The organism is Amycolatopsis sp. 2-15 (assembly GCF_030285625.1).
Classification (GTDB): Bacteria; Actinomycetota; Actinomycetes; order Mycobacteriales; family Pseudonocardiaceae; genus Amycolatopsis; species Amycolatopsis carbonis.
Map to the genome: position 1 here is coordinate 8892710 of NZ_CP127294.1, position 17939 is coordinate 8910648.

General features: G+C 70.6%; 12 protein-coding genes and 2 pseudogenes. 11 read left to right on the top strand and 3 right to left on the bottom strand.

Features of this window, described 5'->3' with window-relative positions; translation table 11 throughout:
* Positions 1-61 precede the first annotated feature (61 nt).
* The 4 genes and pseudogenes from QRX50_RS43860 to QRX50_RS43875 all read left to right on the top strand — a co-directional run.
* Positions 62-1506 (top strand): annotated as a pseudogene (locus tag QRX50_RS43860) (sodium:solute symporter family protein).
* Between the two features lie 38 nt (positions 1507-1544).
* On the top strand, positions 1545-2489 hold the full coding sequence (speB, locus tag QRX50_RS43865; protein ID WP_285974717.1) for an agmatinase: 945 nt from the start codon (positions 1545-1547) through the stop codon (positions 2487-2489).
* Positions 2486-4123 carry a thiamine pyrophosphate-binding protein gene (locus tag QRX50_RS43870; protein ID WP_285968967.1) on the top strand — a complete coding sequence of 546 codons (1638 nt, stop codon included), beginning with the start codon at positions 2486-2488 and terminating at the stop codon, positions 4121-4123. The genes speB and QRX50_RS43870 overlap by 4 nt, the downstream gene beginning before the upstream one ends.
* 204 nt (positions 4124-4327) lie before the next feature.
* Positions 4328-4560 (top strand): annotated as a pseudogene (locus QRX50_RS43875) (cytosine permease); the annotation flags it as partial.
* 199 nt (positions 4561-4759) lie between these two features.
* Here the strand turns inward: QRX50_RS43875 and dxs are convergent.
* Positions 4760-6679, bottom strand: coding sequence for a 1-deoxy-D-xylulose-5-phosphate synthase (gene dxs / locus QRX50_RS43880; protein ID WP_285968968.1), 1920 nt, complete (start codon positions 6677-6679; stop codon positions 4760-4762).
* A 209-nt stretch (positions 6680-6888) separates the two neighbouring features.
* Between dxs and QRX50_RS43885 the strand changes: the two genes are divergently transcribed.
* From QRX50_RS43885 to QRX50_RS43905, 5 genes are all read left to right on the top strand, one after another.
* Positions 6889-8358, top strand: coding sequence for an aldehyde dehydrogenase family protein (locus tag QRX50_RS43885; RefSeq protein WP_285968969.1), 1470 nt, complete (start codon positions 6889-6891; stop codon positions 8356-8358).
* A gap of 68 nt (positions 8359-8426) precedes the next feature.
* On the top strand, positions 8427-9989 hold the full coding sequence (locus QRX50_RS43890; RefSeq protein WP_285968970.1) for an APC family permease: 1563 nt from the start codon (positions 8427-8429) through the stop codon (positions 9987-9989).
* Positions 9986-11533 (top strand): GMC family oxidoreductase, encoded by a 1548-nt coding sequence (locus QRX50_RS43895; RefSeq protein WP_285968971.1) that lies wholly within the window; start codon positions 9986-9988, stop codon positions 11531-11533. Before QRX50_RS43890 ends, QRX50_RS43895 begins: the two co-directional genes overlap by 4 nt.
* Positions 11534-11650: 117 nt before the next feature.
* A complete protein-coding gene (locus QRX50_RS43900) occupies positions 11651-12076 on the top strand; it encodes a hypothetical protein (RefSeq protein ID WP_285968972.1) in 426 nt (141 codons plus the stop codon).
* Positions 12077-12118: 42 nt separating this feature from the next.
* Entirely contained in the window at positions 12119-13129 is a 1011-nt protein-coding gene (locus QRX50_RS43905; RefSeq protein WP_285968973.1) for an iron-siderophore ABC transporter substrate-binding protein, read from the top strand.
* A 101-nt stretch (positions 13130-13230) separates the two neighbouring features.
* Here QRX50_RS43905 and QRX50_RS43910 read toward each other — a convergent pair whose 3' ends face one another.
* Positions 13231-14421, bottom strand: a complete 1191-nt coding sequence (locus tag QRX50_RS43910; RefSeq protein ID WP_285968974.1) for a class I SAM-dependent RNA methyltransferase — start codon at positions 14419-14421, stop codon at positions 13231-13233.
* Entirely contained in the window at positions 14418-16466 is a 2049-nt protein-coding gene (locus tag QRX50_RS43915; protein ID WP_285968975.1) for an APC family permease, read from the bottom strand. The genes QRX50_RS43910 and QRX50_RS43915 overlap by 4 nt, the downstream gene beginning before the upstream one ends.
* 96 nt (positions 16467-16562) lie before the next feature.
* Here QRX50_RS43915 and QRX50_RS43920 point away from each other — a divergent pair, with 96 nt between their 5' ends.
* A complete protein-coding gene (locus tag QRX50_RS43920) occupies positions 16563-17228 on the top strand; it encodes a potassium channel family protein (protein ID WP_285968976.1) in 666 nt (221 codons plus the stop codon).
* Complete coding sequence (locus QRX50_RS43925; protein ID WP_285968977.1) at positions 17228-17884, top strand: potassium channel family protein; 657 nt, start codon at positions 17228-17230, stop codon at positions 17882-17884. Before QRX50_RS43920 ends, QRX50_RS43925 begins: the two co-directional genes overlap by 1 nt.
* Positions 17885-17939: the final 55 nt, after the last annotated feature.

Consider the following 17939-nt stretch of genomic DNA (forward strand, 5'->3'; position numbering starts at 1 on the left):
AGCGGTGGCACCCGAACCTACGGTGGCCCGAACAACCCCGCAGAGAACCGAGGAGGACCCCGTGGGCGGCGACTACGCGGTGATCACGCTGTACATCGCGGGCATGATCGGAGTCGGCTGGATCGGCCTGCGCCTGGCGAAAACGAAGTCCGACTACCTCGTGGCGGGCCGGCGGCTCGGCTGGTTCATGTACTCCGGCACGATGTCGGCCGTCGTGCTCGGCGGCGCGTCCACGGTCGGCGGCGTGAAGCTCGGCTACACCTACGGCGTCTCGGGCGCGTGGCTCGTGGTCACCATCGGCGTCGGCATCCTCGTGCTCCACGCCGTGTTCGCGCGGCGGTTGGTGAAGCTGCGTGTGTACACCGTCGGCGAGATGCTCGACCTGCGCTACGGCGGCCGCACCAGCGCCGTGTCCGGGGTCGTCATGTGGGGCTACACGCTCATGCTCACCGTGACCTCGACGCTGGCGTTCGCCTCGATCTTCAAGGTCCTGTTCTCCATCCCGAGCTGGGCCGGCATCGCCATCGGCGGCTCGATCGTGGTGCTCTACTCGGTGCTGGGTGGCATGTGGTCGATCACGCTCACCGACATCGCGCAGTTCGTGATCAAGACGATCGGCATCCTGTTCGTGCTGCTGCCCATCGCGCTCGTCTCCGCCGGCGGCTTCGGCGGGATGGCCGACAAGCTCGACGCCACCTACTTCGAGTTCACCTCGATCGGCGGCGAAACCATCCTCACGTACTTCCTGATCTACACCTTCGGGCTGCTCATCGGGCAGGACATCTGGCAACGCGTGTTCACCGCCCGCACCCCGCGCATCGCGACCGGCGGCGGCATCATCTCCGGCGTCTACTGCCTCGTCTACGGCGTGGCCGGCGCGCTCATCGGCACGGCCGCGAAGGTGCTCTACCCCGACCTCGGCAGCGCGCAGGATGCGTTCGCCACCATCGCCGAGCGGCTGCTGCCCACCGGCGTGCGTGGGCTGGTGCTGGCCGCGGCGCTGTCGGCGCTCATGTCGACCTCCAGTGGCGCGCTGATCGCGTGCGCCACCACCACGACGTCGGACCTGCTGCGCAAGATCGTCTCAAGGGCGGTGAGGTGCTGCGCAACCGCGTCACCACGCTGATCCTGGGCATCGTCGCCATCGGTATCGCGATGATCGTGGACGACGTCGTCAATGCGCTGACCATCGCCTACGACATCCTGGTGGGCGGCCTGCTGGTCACGATCATCGGCGCCCTGTTCTGGAAGCGCGGCACACGGCAGGGCGCGTACGCGTCGATGGTGGCCGGCACGGTGTTCGTGGTCGCGTTCATGATCATCGACGGCGTCGCGGCCAACAGCCCGATCTACTGGGGCCTCGGCGCGAGCCTGATCGTGTACGTCGCGGTGAGCCTCGCGACGCGGCGCACCCCCGAAAGCATCCTGTCCGTCTGGACGCGGCGCCTGAACGGTTCCGAGGAAGAAGCCGCGGCGCGGGAGACCCCCGCCGCCGCGCAGGCCTGAACACCCCCGACCACGAGGAGCACACCGCAGTGAGTGACCTGCCCCCGATCGGCCCGCTCGACTCGTCGCGCGTCCCGCGCTTCGCCGGCTTCGCGACCTTCGCGCGGCTGCCGCGGATCGACGAGGTGGACCACGCCGACGTCGCCGTGGTCGGCGTCCCGTTCGACTCCGGCGTGTCCTACCGGCCGGGCGCGCGCTTCGGTCCCGCCGCCGTGCGCGAGGCGAGCCGGCTGCTGCGGCCGTATCACCCGGCGCTGGACGTGTCGCCGTTCGCCGAGCGGCAGGTTGTGGACGCGGGGGACATCGCGGCGAACCCGTTCCACATCGGCGAAGCCATCGAAAAGGTGCAGCAGGACGCCGAAGCGCTGATGGCCGGCGGCACGCGGCTGGTGACGGTCGGCGGCGACCACACGATCGCGTTGCCGCTGCTGCGGGCCACGGCGAAGAAGCACGGCCCGGTCGCGCTGCTGCACTTCGACGCGCACCTCGACACGTGGGACACCTATTTCGGCGAGCCCTACACGCACGGCACCCCCTTCCGCCGCGCCGTCGAGGAACGAATCCTCGACACCGCAGCGCTTTCGCACGTCGGCACGCGCGGCCCGCTGTACGGCAAGCGCGACCTCGACGAGGACCGCCGGCTCGGCTTCGGCATCGTCACCTCCGGCGACGTGCTGCGCCGCGGCATCGACGAGACCGTGGACGCGTTGCGGCAGCGGATCGGCGACCGGCCGCTGTACGTCTCGGTGGACATCGACGTGCTCGACCCCGCGCACGCGCCCGGCACCGGCACGCCCGAGGCGGGCGGGATGACCAGCCGCGAGCTGCTGGAGATCCTGCGCGGGCTGCGCGAGCTGCACCTGGTGGGCGCCGACGTCGTCGAGCTGGCCCCGGCCTACGACCACGCCGAGATCACCGCCATCGCCGCCTCGCACGTGGCCTACGACCTCGTGAGCCTGCTGGCGCTGGGGAAGAGCGAATGACGCGCATCGGGGGCGACGTCGTCGTCGAGACGCTGCGGGCACTCGGCGCGGACACGGTGTTCGGGCTGCCGGGACAGCACGCGCTGGGGCTGTTCGAGGCGCTGCGGCGCGCGGACGACGTGCGCGTTTTGAGCTCGCGGGTGGAGAACAACCTGGCGTTCGCCGCGGACGGGTTCGCCCGCGCGCGGCTGGCGGCGGACCCCCGCGGCCCGGTGCCGGTCACGCCGATGATCGTGTCGACCGGCCCGGGTGCCTTGCTGACGCTGGCTTCGCTGCAGGAGTCGCGGGCCGCATCGGTGCCGGTGCTCGGGATCTCCAGCCAGATCCCCGTCGCCGGGCTCGGCGGCGGGCGGCACGGCTACCTGCACGAACTGCCCGACCAGCAGGCGAGCTTCCGCGACATCGTGAAGTCGGTGCACGTGGTCCGGACCGTCAGCCAGATCCCGACGGCGCTGCGTGAAGCGTGGACTGTGGCGGCCACCGCGCCGTACGGACCGGTGTGGGTGGAGATCCCGCAGGACGTGCTGCTGGCACCGGCTTCGTTGCCACCCCTGCGCGAGGTGACCGCGACGCCGGTGCCGCTGGAACCGTTGCCGGAGCTGGTCGCGGAAGCTTCGAAACTGCTGGCCGCGGCGGAGAATCCGGTGATCCTCGCCGGTGGTGGCGCGCTGCGATCCGGTGCGCACGCCGCATTGCCGGCGCTCGCCGAGGCGTTGCGGGCGCCGGTGGTGTCGACGTTCGGCGGGAAGGGTGTGTTCCGGTGGGATCACGAGCTGTCCGCGCGCTCGTGGCTGGAGGACTGGCACACCACGGAGTTCCTGGCCGGCGCGGACGTGCTGCTGGTGCTCGGGTCGGGGCTCGGCGAGCTGTCGAGCAACTACCGCGAGTTCGCGCCGCGCGGGCGGGTGATCCAGGTGGAGGCCGACCTCGGGAAACTGGAGTCGAACTACCCCGCGCTGGGCATCCACGCCGACGTACGGCTGTTCCTGCGGGCGCTGGAAGTCCCGCCGAGGGCCGCGGACGGACGGGCCGAAGCCACCGTGGCCGATTTGCTCGCGCGGGTCGAGTCCCGATTGGACAGTCAGGACCTGGCTGCCGAACGCAAGCTCGTCGACGACATCCGCGCGGCAGTGCCGGAGGGCACGCAGACGTTCTGGGACATGACGATCGCCGCCTACTGGGCGTGGTCGGCGTGGCCGCCGGACGGCGCGCCGATCCACACCGCGCAGGGTGCGGGCGGCCTCGGTTACGGGCTGCCCGGCGCGCTCGGCGCGGCCGCCACCGGCAGCCCCGCGCTGGCCGTCTCCGGCGACGGCGGTGCGATGTACGGCCTGGCCGAGCTGGCCACCGCGAAGCAGCACGGCCTCGACGTCACGTGGCTCGTGATCGACGACGGCGGCTACGGCATCCTGCGCGAGTACCTCACCGGCGCGTTCGGCGAGACCACCGCGACCGAGCTGGCGCGGCCCGACTTCGTGGCGCTGGCGGAGTCGTTCGGGGTTCCGGCCGTGCGGTCCACACCGGACTCCGTCGGCGCCGATCTGGCGAAGGCCGTGCGCACGCCGGGGCCGTCGGTGGTCGTGCTGCCGGCCGTGCTGAAGATGTTCGCCCCGACCCACCTGGAGAAGCGGTGACCCACGCCCTGAAGTCGACAAAGCGATGACCACTGTCCGGTGTGGACTACGGGCCGCTCACCGCGGAAATGCCCCACGGCGGCTTCGGCCACCCCGGCGCGAGCTGGACCTCTCGGCGTACGCGCTCGCCGAGTACACCCGCGTGAAGCACGTGATGACCCGGTTCCAATGAGGTGCGGATGAGCGGGCCGACACGTTCGCCACATCATCCTTGGCACACTGCCCAACGCGTACGGCCTGCGCTTCTGGGCCGCGCTCACCGCGACTGCGGCCGGCGTGGTACTGGGCGGGCTCGTGCTGGCGCCGATGGCGTTGTGTACGGCCCGGTGACGCGCACGAACAACGCGGTGTCCTCCGGCGCGCACTTCGGCGTGGTGGGCAGCTGCGTCGGCTCGTTCCTGTCGCTGCTCACGGCGATCACGTTCTTCGCGATCTCTCCGTGTGGGGTGGACCTTAGCCTTGTGGTGAAGCAATTGCGGAAGGCAACCGGCGGCCGACGAAGTGGACCCGAATGAGCTCGTGCAATGAGCCGATTGCCCTAACCTCACCCGGCGATTTTGTCGTTGCGACAACAAAAAAGCGGTGGCGCCACGGAGATCACCGTGACACCACCGCCTGAAACCAGGCCAGAAAAACTCAGCCCCGCGGATTCTCCAGCGGTACATCCTGCGCCACACCCAACCGCCCCGACGCCCACTCCGTGATGCGGCGCGCCACGTCCTGGGCGGTCAAGCCGACGCGGTCCAGCACCTCGTCCCGCGAGCCGTGGTCGTGGAAGCTCTGCGGCACGGCCAGGTCGCGCAGCGGGACGTCGCAGTCGGCGTCGCGGAGGACGGCGGCCAGGGCGGAGCCGAAGCCGCCGTGGCGGCCACTGTCCTCGACCGTCACCACGAGCTTGTGCTGTTCCGCGAGGGCGACCAGTTCGGCCGGCACGGGGACGACCCAGCGCGGGTCGACGACCGTGACGCCGATGCCCTGGTCGGCCAGGCGGTCGGCGGCCGCGAGGCCCAGTTTGCCGAACGAGCCGACAGCGACGAGCAGCACGTCCGGGGTGCAGGACTCGCGCGGGCGGCGCAGCACGTCGACCGTGCCGAGGCGCTCCACGGCGGGCAGGTCGGCACCGACGGTGCCCTTGGAGAAGCGCAGCGCGGTCGGGCCGTCCTGCACGGCGACGGCCTCGCGTAGCTCCTCACGCAGCGTGCCCGGGTCTCGGGGCGCGGCCACGCGCATGCCAGGCACCATGCCGAGCAGGGACAGGTCCCACATGCCGTGGTGGCTGGGGCCGTCGGGGCCGGTGATGCCGGCGCGGTCGAGCACGAACGTCACCGGCTGGCGGTGCAGCGCGACGTCCATCAGGACCTGGTCGAACGCGCGGTTGAGGAACGTGGAGTAGACCGCCACCACCGGGTGGTAGCCGCCCATCGCGAGACCCGCCGCCGACGTCACGGCATGCTGCTCGGCGATGCCGACGTCGAACCAGCGGTCCGGGAACTTCTCGGAGAACTTCTCCAGGCCGGTGGACCGCAGCATCGCCGCGGTGATCGCCACCACGTCCTCACGCTCGGCGCCGATCTTCGCCAGCTCGTCGCCGAACACGCCGGTCCAGCTGGGACCCTTCACCGGCGGCAGGCCGGTCTCCGGGTCGATCGGGTCGGTCTGGTGCATCTGGTCGGCCTGGTGGTTCACCGCGGGCGCGTACCCGTGGCCCTTCTCGGTGACCACGTGCACGATCACGGCGCCGCCGTACGCGCGGGCGCTCTGCAGCGCCTTCTCCAGCGCCACCAGGTCGTGGCCGTCCACCGGGCCGAGGTACTTCAGGCCCAGGTCGGAGAACATCACCTGCGGGCTCAGCGCGTCCTTGATGCCGGCCTTCGCGGCGTGCAGCGCGGCGTAGATCGGCCGGCCCACCACGGGGGTGTTGCGCAGGATCTCGCGCCCGCCGTCGAGCAGTCGCTCGTAACCGGGCTGCAGCCGCAGCGCCGCCAAGTGGTCGGCGAGCCCGCCGATGGTCGGCGAGTAGGACCGGCCGTTGTCGTTGATCACGATCACGACCGGGCGGTCCCGGTTCGCCGCGATGTTGTTGAGCGCCTCCCAGCACATGCCGCCGGTCAGCGCGCCGTCGCCGACCACCGCCACGGCGTGGCGCGGGGCACCACCGGACAGCTCGAACGCCTTCGCCAGGCCGTCCACATAGGACAGCGCGGTGGACGCGTGGCTGTTCTCCACCAGGTCGTGCTCGCTCTCGGCACGCGACGGGTACCCCGTCGGCCCGCCGAGCTGGCGCAGCTTGTCGAACTCGCTGTGCCGGCCCGTCACGATCTTGTGCACGTACGCCTGGTGACCGACGTCCCACACGATCGCGTCGCGTGGCGAATCGAACACCCGGTGCAGCGCGAGCGTGAGCTCCACGACACCCAGGTTCGGACCGAGGTGACCCCCGGACCGCCGCACCTTCTCGACGAGGAAATCCCTGATCTCGGCGGCCAGCTCGTCGAGGTCCTCGACGCTCATGCGCTTCAGGTCCGCCGGTCCGTGCACGGAGTCCAGCATCGTCACAGCTCCACCTCGCCTGGTTCCCTTCGCTCCCGCCAGTTCGGGCCAGTCTACGGATCCGCGCCACCACCGCCGCGCCGCCCGCGTCCCGGATCACACGCCGACGCCCCGCGCAACTCCACGGTCGGGTGTGAACATGGAGTCTTCGGCCAAGTCGCGGCTACCGCGAGTGGCCCCGATAATCCGAACCGGACCAAGATCGAGAGGACCTCATGGCGGACTTGTACATCGGCGGCGAATGGGTGGACGCGAAGGCAGGTGGCCGGCGCGAAATCCGGTGCCCGGCCGACGGCTCGCTCGTCGCCGAGGTGGCCGAGGCCACGCGCGAGGACACCGAGGCCGCGATCGCCGCCGCCCGGCGCGCGTTCGACACCGGCCCGTGGCCCTCGACGCCCGCCGCGCACCGCGGTGACCTGCTGCTGCGCACGGCCGACCTGCTCGACCGCGACGCCGAGACCTTCGCCCGCGCCGAGTCGCTCGACACCGGCAAACGCCTGGTGGAGAGCCGTTACGACATGGCCGACATCGCCGCCTGCCTGCGGTATTTCGGCAAGCTCGCGGCCAACGACGCGGGCCGGGTGGTCGACACCGGCAGCGCCGAGGCGTTCAGCCGGATCGTGCACGAACCGGTGGGGGTGTGCGGGCTCATCACGCCGTGGAACTACCCGCTGCTCCAGACCATCTGGAAGGTCGCGCCCGCGTTGGCCGCGGGAAACACGTTCGTGCTCAAGCCGAGCGAGCTGACGCCGCACACGTCGATCCTGCTCATGAAGCTGCTCACCGAGGCCGGCCTGCCCGGCGGCGTCGCCAACCTCGTGCTCGGCGCGGGCCCGGAAGCCGGCGCGCCGCTTTCGGAGCACCCGGACGTGGACCTGGTCTCGTTCACCGGTGGTCTGGCCACCGGCCGCGTGATCGCCGCCAACGCCGCCGCGACGGTGAAAAAGGTGGCCCTGGAGCTCGGCGGCAAGAACCCCAACGTGGTGTTCGCCGACGCCGACTTCGAGACCGCCGTGGACTACGCCCTCACGGCCGTGTTCCTGCACTCCGGCCAGGTCTGCTCCGCGGGAGCGCGGCTCATCGTCCAACGGGAGTGGCACGACGAGTTCGTCGACGAGCTGGTGCGCCGCGCCGAGCGGATCCGTCTCGGCGGGCCGTTCGACGAGCACGCCGAGACGGGACCGCTGATCTCGGCCGCCCACCGTGAAAAGGTCGAGCGCTACGTCGCCACGGCCCTGGCCGAGGGCGCCGTCCTGCGCACCGGTGGCAACCGGCCCGACGACCCCGAGCTGCGGAACGGTTTCTACTACCTGCCGACGATCCTCGACAACGTCGCCCAAGGCAGCCACGCCGTGGTCGAGGAATCGTTCGGACCGGTGCTCACCGTCGAGACTTTCACCGACGAGGACGACGCCGTGCGCATCGCGAACGACACCCACTACGGGCTGGCCGGCGGCGTGTTCACCTACGACGCGGCGAAGGCACAGCGCGTGGCGAACCGCTTGCGCCACGGCACGGTCTGGATCAACGACTACCACCCGTACCTGCCGCAGGCCGAGTGGGGCGGCTACAAGCAGTCCGGCTTCGGCCGCGAGCTGGGCCCGACGGGCCTGGCCGAGTACACGGAGGCCAAGCACATATACCAGAACCTGCGTCCCGGCCCGCAGAAGTGGTTCGCAGGCTGACACCCGCGCCCTCGAGAAGCGCCTTCAAGCCCTAGTCCGATCGAGAACCACCGAAAGGACCAGTGCCCGTGAGCACCGACACCGGCGGCCGCGCCGGCGCGGACACCAGCGACAGCGGCGACCGAGAACTCGGCGAGTTCGGCTACACCAACCAGCTCAAGAGAACGCTGGGCAGCTTCCACACCTTCGCCGCCGGCATCAGCTACATCTCGGTGCTCACGGGCGTGTTCCAGCTCTCCTACCTGGGGATCTCCGAGGGCGGCCCGGCGTACTGGTGGTCGTGGCCGATGGTGTTCGCCGGGCAGCTCATGGTGGCGCTGAGCTTCGCGGAGCTGGCCGCGCAGTACCCGGTGGCCGGGTCGGTCTACAACTGGGCGAAGAAGCTCGGCAACGGGCACGTGGCGTGGCTGGCGGGCTGGATGATGCTGCTGGCCTCGATCGTGTCCATCTCCGCGACGGCGCTGGCCTACCAGCGCACGCTGCCGCAGATCACCTCGTTCTTCCAGTTCATCGGCGACGGTTCGGGCACCAGCGACGCGGCCAACGGCGTGTTGCTCGCCGCCTGCCTCATCGTGTTCACGACGCTGGTCAACGCGTTCGGCGTGAAGCTGATGGCCCGGATCAACAGCGCGGGCGTGTTCATCGAGCTGCTGTTCGCGGTGCTGCTGGTGGTGTTCCTGGCGTTCCACTTCGTGCGCGGTCCCGGCGTGGTCACGGAGACGAACGGCACCGGCGCCGGGCACGCGGGCGGTTACCTCGGCGCGTTCCTCATCGCGGCCATCGCGTCGTCCTACGTGATGTACGGGTTCGACACGGCGGCCTCGCTCGGCGAGGAGTCGGTGGACCCGCACCGCAACGCGCCGAAGGCGATCATGCGCGCGCTGGTGGCGTCGTTCCTGCTCGGCGGGCTGATCATCCTGTTCGCGCTCATGGCCGTCGGCAACATCCACGCACCCGAGCTCGGCACGGTCGGCCTGCAGTTCGTGCTCACCGACGCGCTCGGGCCGGCGATCGGGCGGATCTTCCTGTTCGTGGTGTTCATCGCGATCACGGTGTGCGTGCTGGCCGTGCACACGGCGGCGATCCGCATCGCGTTCGCGATGGCGCGGGACAACGCGCTACCCGGCGGCTCGAAGCTCGCACGGGTCAACAAGAAGACGGGCACACCGGTGCTGCCGGCGATCGTGATCGGCGTGATCGCCATCGCGCTGCTGCTGGTCAACATCAACTCGTCGCAGATCTTCTCGGCGGTGACGAGTCTCGCGATCATCCTGATCTACGTGGCCTATCTGCTGGTGACCGTGCCGATGCTGGTGAAGCGGCTGCGCGGGCAGTGGCCGCGCAAGGACTGTCCGCCGGGGCGGTTCTCGCTCGGGCGCTGGGGCCTGCCGGTGAACGTGCTCGCGGTGCTGTGGGGCCTCGGGATGACGGTGAACCTCGCGTGGCCGCGCACGGAGATCTACAACGCGTCGCCGCCGTTCCACTGGTACCTGCGCTGGAGCTCGGTGCTGTTCGTCGGCGTGTTCGCGGCCGGCGGGTTCGCCTACTACTGGTTCGTGCAGCGCCACCGCATCGGGGTGCTCGCGGGCCACGCTTCGGTGCCGTCGTCTCAGAAGGAGGAGTCCAGGTGAACGAGTTCGACTACGTGGTGGTCGGCGGCGGCACGGCGGGTTCGGTGGTGGCGGCGAGACTTTCGGAGGACCCGGACGTCACCGTCTGCCTGCTGGAAGCCGGACCGTCCGATGTGGACGACGCCGCCGTGCTCGAGCTGACGAACTGGATGGCGCTGCTGGAATCCGGCTACGACTGGGACTACCTGGTGGAGCCGCAGGAGGCCGGCAACTCGTTCCTGCGCCAGGCTCGCGCCCGGGTGCTCGGCGGGTGTTCGTCGCACAACTCGTGCATCGCGTTCTGGGCACCGGCCGAAGACCTCGACGAGTGGGCGTCACTCGGCCTGCCGGGCTGGTCGGCCGCCGACATCTTCCCGCTGTACCGGCGGCTCGAGACCAACGACGGCCCCGGCGAGCACCACGGCCGCTCCGGGCCCGTGACGATCCGGTCCGTGCCGCCGCGCGACCCCGCGGGTGTCGCGATGCTCGCCGCGTGCGAGCAGGCCGGCATCCCGACCATGGAGTTCAACTCCGGCAAGACGGTCACGCACGGCGCCAACTGGTTCCAGATCAACGCGCGCGAGGACGGCGTGCGGTCCTCGGCCTCGGTGTCGTACCTGCACCCGATCCTGGACACGCGCAAGAACCTCGAGGTGCGCACCGGCGCACGGGCCAAGCGGCTGCTGTTCGACGGCCGTCGCTGCACCGGCGTCGAGCTGCAGCACCCGGACCTGATCCACCACACGACCGTGACCGCGCGACGCGAGGTGATCGTGAGCTCCGGCGCGATCGACACGCCGAAGCTGCTGATGCTCTCGGGCATCGGGCCCGCCGGGCACCTGCGCGAGGTGGGCGTGGACGTGCTCGTGGACTCCCCCGGCGTCGGCTCGAACCTGGAGGACCACCCCGAGGGCCTGGTCCAGTGGGACGCGCTGCAGCCGATGGTCACCGAGTCCACGCAGTGGTGGGAGATCGGCATCTTCACCACCACCGAAGAAGGTCTGGACCGGCCGGACCTGATGTTCCACTACGGCTCGGTGCCCTTCGACCTGAACACGCTGCGCCACGGCTACCCGACCACGGAGAACGGTTTCTGCCTCACGCCGAACGTCACGCGCAGCCGCTCGCGCGGCACCGTCCGCCTGCGCACGCGCGACTTCCGCGACAAGCCCCGCGTGGACCCGCGCTACTTCACCGACGAGCACGACCTGCGCGTGATGACCCACGGCGTGAAGCTGGCCCGCCAGATCGCCGCGCAGCCGGCGCTCGATGAGTGGGCGGGCGTCGAGCTCTCGCCGGGCCGCGACTGCGTGAGCGACGACGAGATCGCCGACTACCTCCGCAAGACCCACAACACCGTCTACCACCCCGCGTGCACCGCCCGGATGGGCCCGGACGGCGACCCGGACGCGGTGCTCGACGCTCGCCTGCGCGTGCGTGGCGTCGAGGGCCTGCGCGTGGCGGACGCGTCGGTGATGCCGTTCCTGGTGACGGTGAACCCATGCATCACCACGATGGCGATCGGCGAGAAATGTGCGGACCTGATCAAGCAGGACCGCGCCTGAGATCACCATGCGAGCCGGGTTTCCGGTGAGCGGGCCCCGACCACAAGCGTCCGTCCGGAGGCAGTGGAACCGGTCACGGCGCCCTACACTCGGGTCCCCGGGCCTGGTGGAGGTGTCGTGAGCGGTGGGTCGCTGCGCAGGACGCGGGCGGTGCTGGTGGCCGGCACGGCCGTGGCGGGCGGAGTGGCCCTCGTCCTGCCGACGGCCCACTCCCTGCCCGGCAGGCTGCCCGCCGACGACCTCGGCCCCGAGCTGAGCCTGGCGCTGAGGATCGTCTGCGCGGTGGCGCTGGCGGCCGCGTTCGCGCTCGCGTGGGTCACGCTCAAGCGCCACAGCGACGAGCCGCTGGCGTTCGCGATGCTGCCCGGGCTCGTCATCGCCGGGATCGCCGTGCGCTACCTCGTGCGGACGCTGCCGGCGTTCGCGGACGAGTTCCCGGCCGCGGGCATCGGGCCGGCGCTGGGCGCGTGGCTGTTGCTCGGTGTCGGCGGGCTGCTGACGGTGACGGGGCTCGCAGCGGGCTTCGCGCTCAGGGCCCGCTGACGCCGTTGCAAAAATAGGCAATGCTTACCTAATATCCCGCGCATGACTTCTGCTCTGGTGGGGCGGCGTGGGGTACTCAAAGCCGCGGTGGGGGTGTCCGCGGGGCTGGCCCTGGCGGCTTGTTCGAGCTCCGGCGAGACCCCAGCCGCGAGCGGTCCGGCCGCGCCCGGCTTCCCGGTCGACGTGAAGGGCGTCGAAGGCACCACGACGATCCCCCGGCCGCCGCAGCGCGTGGTGTCGGTGGGGCAGTACCGCGACTCGGACGCGGCCATCGCGCTCGGCGTCGTGCCGCTCATCACCCCTGACCTGGGCAAGTTCCTGCCGGGCGGGATGTCGCCGTGGCTCAAGGTGAAGGCGGGCGCCCACCCGCCCGAGCTGTTCGCCGACACGCAGCTGCCGTTCGAGCGCATCGCCGCGCTCAAGCCCGACCTGATCCTCGGCACCGACCGATCCACCCTGGCCCAGGACTACAAGACGCTCAGCGCGATCGCCCCGACGCTGTCGTCCGCATCCGGCTACAACAAGGACACCTGGCAGGTCACCACGCGCCGCGTCGCCACCGCGCTGGGCCGGGTCGACGCGGCCGAGAAGCTCGTCACCGACGTCGAGGCCCAGATCAAGGCCGCGAAGGACGCCAGCCCGAGCTTCGCCGGCCGCACGTTCACCATCGGCCCGGTCACCGGCGACGGCACGATCACCACGATCAGCAGCGCCCAGGACGCGTCCGCCCTGTTCTTCGCGCAGCTGGGCCTGGTGCTCTCGCCGAAGGTGACGGCGCTGCCCCAGACCTCGATCCCGGGCCGCTCACAGATCAGCCCGGAACGCCTGGACCTCATCGACGCCGACGTCCTCGTGCTCACCTACACCACGCCGGGCAGCCGCGCGCAGACCGAGGCGCTGCCGCTGTTCCAGCAGCTCCCCGCCGTCCGCCGCGGCTCGTACGTCGCCCTCGACCTGACCACCGCGCTCGCGCTGGCGTTCCCCTCGGCGCTCAGCGTGCCTTACGGCCTGAACGAGGTCGTGCCCAAGATCTCGGGCGCGATCAAAGCTTGAGCACGCTCAGCATCTCGCTCGGCTCCGCACCAACGCCACCACAGCGCGAGATCGCCTGCTCAAAGGCGATCTCGCACGCCCCGGCGGAGCCGGGGCCAAAATCACTGCAGCAGCGCGACGCACTCCACGTGGTGGGTCATCGGGAACGCGTCGAACGCCCGCAGGTCGGTGAGCGAGTACCCGTGGTCGGCGAAGGTCGCCAGGTCCCGGGCGAGCGCGGCGGGGTCGCAGGCGACGTACACGATCCGGTCGGGCGAGCCCGCCGCGATGGCGTCCACGACGGCGCGGCCGGCGCCCTTGCGCGGTGGGTCGAGGACGACCACGTCGACGGGCTTCGGGGCGTCTTCCAGGGCGTGTTCGACGCGACCCGCGCGCCACGACACCTGGGGCAGGTCGGCGAGGTTGCGCTCGCCGTCGGTCACCGCCTGGCGGCCGGACTCCACGGCGAGCACGCGCCCGTCGGGGCCGACCTGTTCGGCCAGCACGGACGCGAACAGCCCGACGCCGGCGTAGAGGTCCCATGCCACCCCGCCGCGCGGGGCCTCGGCCCACTCGCGCACGAGCTGTGCGAACGTGTCGGCCGCGAAGGGGTGCACCTGCCAGAAGCCGTGGGCGTCGAGGCGCCAGTCGCGGCCGGCGGCGTGCTGCACGGCGAGGCCGCCGGAGAGCTGGCGGGACTTGTTGCGGCCGTGGACGGTGGAGAGCTCCCGCAGGTGCGTGTGCCCGTCGCCGTCGGTGGTCGTCTCCAGCTCGGTGCCCGGGCGCCAGCGCTTGGCCAGCGCCACGTCGAGCGTGCCCGGCACGGCGATGGGGCAGGCGTCGAGCGCGACGACGCGGTGGCTGTGGTGCGCGCGCAGCCCGGCGCGGCCGTCACGGCCGGCCACGAGCCGCACGCGGCTGCGCCAGCCGAGCGGGCCACCGTCGAGCGGCTCGACCACGACGTCGCGCGTGATGCCCGCCAGCCGTTCCAGCTGCTCGGCGACCACGGCCGCCTTCAGGGAACGCTGGTACGCCGGGTCGGCGTGCTGCCAGTCGCAGCCGCCGCAGCCACCCGGCGTAGCCAGCGGGCACGGTGGAGTGACGCGGTGCTCCGAGGCGTCGAGCACCTCCACCGCATCCGCCCGGCAGAACGAGCCGCCCTTGTCCTCGGTCACCTCGGCGCGCACGCGCTCGCCCGGCAACCCATGGCGCACGAACACCACTCGTCCGTCCACACGCGACACGCAGTGGCCGCCGTGGGCGACCGGGCCGATCTCGAGCTCGAGCACGCGGCCGAGCCAGTTCTCCGTCATTCAGCAGTTTCCTTGGCCGGTTTGGGGGTTTCCACGGGCTTCGCGGCACCACCGGCGCTCGCCGCGAATCCACGTCGCACGTCGCCGGCCGCGGGTCGGGCCCGGCGTTCGCGCTCGGCCGCTTTCGCCGAAGACTCCAGCTGCCACGGCACGCTCGCGACGATGACACCAGGTTGGAACAGCAGCCTTCCCTTGAGCCGCAACGCGCTCTGGTTGTGCAGCACCTGCTCCCACCAGTGGCCCACCACGTACTCGGGGATGAACACGGTGACCACGTTACGCGGATTGTCGCCGCGCACGCGCTTCACGTAGTCCAGCACCGGCTTCGTGATTTCCCGGTAGGGCGACTCGACGACCTTCAGCGGCACCTTGAACTTGTGCGCCTCCCACTCGGCGGTGAGCCGGCGGGTGTCGGCGTCGTCGACGTTCACGGTCACGGCCTCGAGCACGTCGGGCCGCATCGCCTTGGCGTAGGCCAGCGCGCGCAGCGTCGGCCGGTGCAGTTTGGACACCAGCACGATCGCGTGGTTGCGCGAGGGCAGCACCGTCGGGGTGTCACCGAGTTCCTTCAGTTCCTCGGCCACGCGATCGTAATGCTTCCGGATCGCCGTCATCAAAACGAAAATCGCCACCATGGCCGCGATCGCGATCCACGCGCCGAGCAGGAACTTGGTGATCAGCACGATGATCAGCACGGTGCCGGTCATCGTGAGGCCGATCGCGTTCACCGTCTGCGAACGCCGCATCCGCCGCCGCACCGCGCCGTCGGTTTCCTTGGCCAGCAGGCGGTTCCAGTGCCGGACCATGCCGGTCTGGCTGATCGTGAACGACACGAACACACCGACGATGTAGAGCTGGATGAGCCGCGTGACCTCTGCGTCGAACGCGATGATCAGCACCAGCGCGAAGATCGCGAGGAACAGGATGCCGTTGGAGAACGCCAGCCGGTCGCCGCGCGTGTGCAGCTGCCGCGGCAGGTACCGGTCCTGCGCGAGGATCGAGCCGAGCACCGGGAAACCGTTGAACGCCGTGTTGGCCGCCAGCAGCAGGATGATGCCGGTGGCGAAGGAGATGTAGTAGAACGCCGGCGGGAAGCTGGCGAACACCGCCTGGGCGATCTGCGTCACGATCGTCTTCTGCTGGTACCCCGCAGGGGCGCCCTGCAGCTGTTCGGCCGGATTATCGGCGAAGTTCACCTTGGTGATCACGGCGAGCGTGATGATGCCGATGAGCATGACCACCGCGAGCACGCCCATGAGCAGCAGCGTGGTGGCCGCGTTCTTCGACTTCGGCTTCCGGAACGCCGGCACGCCGTTGCTGATCGCCTCGACCCCGGTCAGCGCCGCGGCGCCCGACGAGAACGACCGCAGGATCAGGAAGACGAACGCGAAGCCCGTCCACGTGCCCTCGGAGTGCAGCGTGAACCCGGCGCTCTCCGCCCGCATCGTCGTGCCCGTCGCGGCTTCGATCAGCCCCCACACGACCATGACCAGGATGCCGATGATGAAGCCGTAGACGGGGATTGCGAAGGCTTTGCCCGATTCGCGCACTCCGCGCAGGTTCAGCGCGGTCAGCACCGCGACGATCACCACAGCGGTGATCACCTTGTGCTCGGCGACCCACGGGATGGCCGAGCCGATGTTGGCGACACCGGACGAAGTGGACACTGCGACGGTCATCACGTAGTCCACGAGCAGGGCGCTCGCCACCGTGAGGCCGAACTTGCTCCCCAGGTTGGTGCCGGCGACCTCGTAGTCACCGCCACCGCTCGGGTAGGCGTGCACGTTCTGCCGGTACGACGCCACGACCGTCAGCATGACCAGCGCCACGGCCACCCCGATCCACGGCGCGAACGCGTACGCCGACAGCCCGGCGAAGCTCAGGGTCAGGAAGATCTCCTCCGGCGCGTACGCGACGCTGGAGAGCGCGTCCGACGCGAAGATCGGCAGCGCGATGCGCTTGGGCAGGAGCGTGTGGCCGAGGCTGTCACTGCGGAACGGACGTCCGAGCACCAGGCGCTTCAGCACGGTCGGGAACTTCGACACCACGGAAGACTAACTGCCACCCCGCACGGTAGGTTCGGCGCTGGTGCGCGAGGGTACCTACGGACGGGTTTACCCCCACCTACGAGGAGGCAGGGCGTGCACGTGGTGATCATGGGGTGCGGCCGGGTCGGCGCATCCCTGGCCGCGGCGCTGGAGCGTCTCGGCCACGAGGTGGCCGTCATCGACAAGAACCCCCAGGCGTTCCGCCGGCTGGGCAGCGACTTCCACGGCCAGCAGATCGTCGGCGTCGGGTTCGACCGGCAGGTGCTGATCGAGGCCGGTATCGAGCAGGCCGGCGCGTTCGCGGCGGTCTCGAGCGGTGACAACTCCAACATCATCTCCGCGCGGGTCGCGCGCGAGAACTTCGGCATCGAGCACGTGGTCGCGCGGATCTACGACCACAAGCGCGCCGCCGTGTACGAGCGGCTCGGCATCCCCACCGTCGCGACGGTGCCGTGGACCACCGACCGCTTCCTGCGCACCCTCCTGCCGGACGGCGTCGCCTCGGTGTGGCGTGACCCCTCGGGCAACGTCGCGCTGCTGCAGCTGCCGCTGAACGAGGGCTGGGTCGGGCGCAGCGTGCGCGAGCTCCAGGAAGCCACCGGCGCGCGCGTCGCGTTCATCATGCGGTTCGGCAACGGCGTGCTGCCGGACAACAAGACCATGGTGCAGGCCGACGACGTCGTGTACGTCGCAGCCCGCTCCGGCACCGTCAGCGACGTGACGAGCGTGGCCGCTCGCGCTCCGGAGGAGGAGAACTGATGCGGGTCGCGATCGCGGGTGCCGGCGCCGTCGGGCGCTCCATCGCCGTCGAGCTGATCGACGGACGGCACCAGGTGATGCTGATCGAGCGCGAGGCGGACCAGTTCGAACCCGACACCGTGCCGCAGGCCGACTGGGTCCTCGGCGACGCGTGCGAGGTGTCGATCCTCGAGGAGTCGGGGATCGAGCGCTGCGACGTGGTGATCGCCGCGACCGGCGACGACAAGTCCAACCTCGTGGTGTCGCTGCTCGCGAAGACGGAGTTCGCCGTGCGCCGCGTGGTGGCGCGCGTGAACAACCCCGCCAACGAATGGCTCTTCACCGACGCCTGGGGCGTGGACGTGGCCGTGTCGACCCCGCGCATGCTCGCCGCGATGGTCGAGGAGGCCGTGAGCGTCGGCGACCTCGTGCGGTTGATGACCTTCCGCCAGAGCCAGGCGAACCTCGTGGAGCTCACGCTGCCCGAGGAGACCCCGTTGGCCGGCAAGGCGGTGAGCGAGATCGCACTGCCCCGCGACGCCGCGCTCGTGACGATCCTGCGCGGCGACCGCGTGATCGTGCCGCAGCCGGAGGACCCGCTGGAAGCCGGCGACGAGCTGCTGTTCGTGGCGACGTCGGACGTCGAGCCGGAGATCCGCACGGCCCTGGGATACTGACCACACGGGAAAGGCCCCTCACGAGCGTGTGAGGGGCCTTTCCGGCGTCTGGGGG

Excerpts from the sequence above, each read along its gene's own strand:
- QRX50_RS43905 (WP_285968973.1), top strand. The coding sequence starts at position 12,119 with ATGACTTCTGCTCTGGTGGGGCGGCGTGGGGTACTCAAAGCCGCGGTG.
- QRX50_RS43870 (WP_285968967.1), top strand. The coding sequence starts at position 2,486 with ATGACGCGCATCGGGGGCGACGTCGTCGTCGAGACGCTGCGGGCACTC.
- QRX50_RS43885 (WP_285968969.1), top strand. The coding sequence starts at position 6,889 with ATGGCGGACTTGTACATCGGCGGCGAATGGGTGGACGCGAAGGCAGGT.
- QRX50_RS43910 (WP_285968974.1), bottom strand. The coding sequence starts at position 14,421 with ATGACGGAGAACTGGCTCGGCCGCGTGCTCGAGCTCGAGATCGGCCCG.
- QRX50_RS43925 (WP_285968977.1), top strand. The coding sequence starts at position 17,228 with ATGCGGGTCGCGATCGCGGGTGCCGGCGCCGTCGGGCGCTCCATCGCC.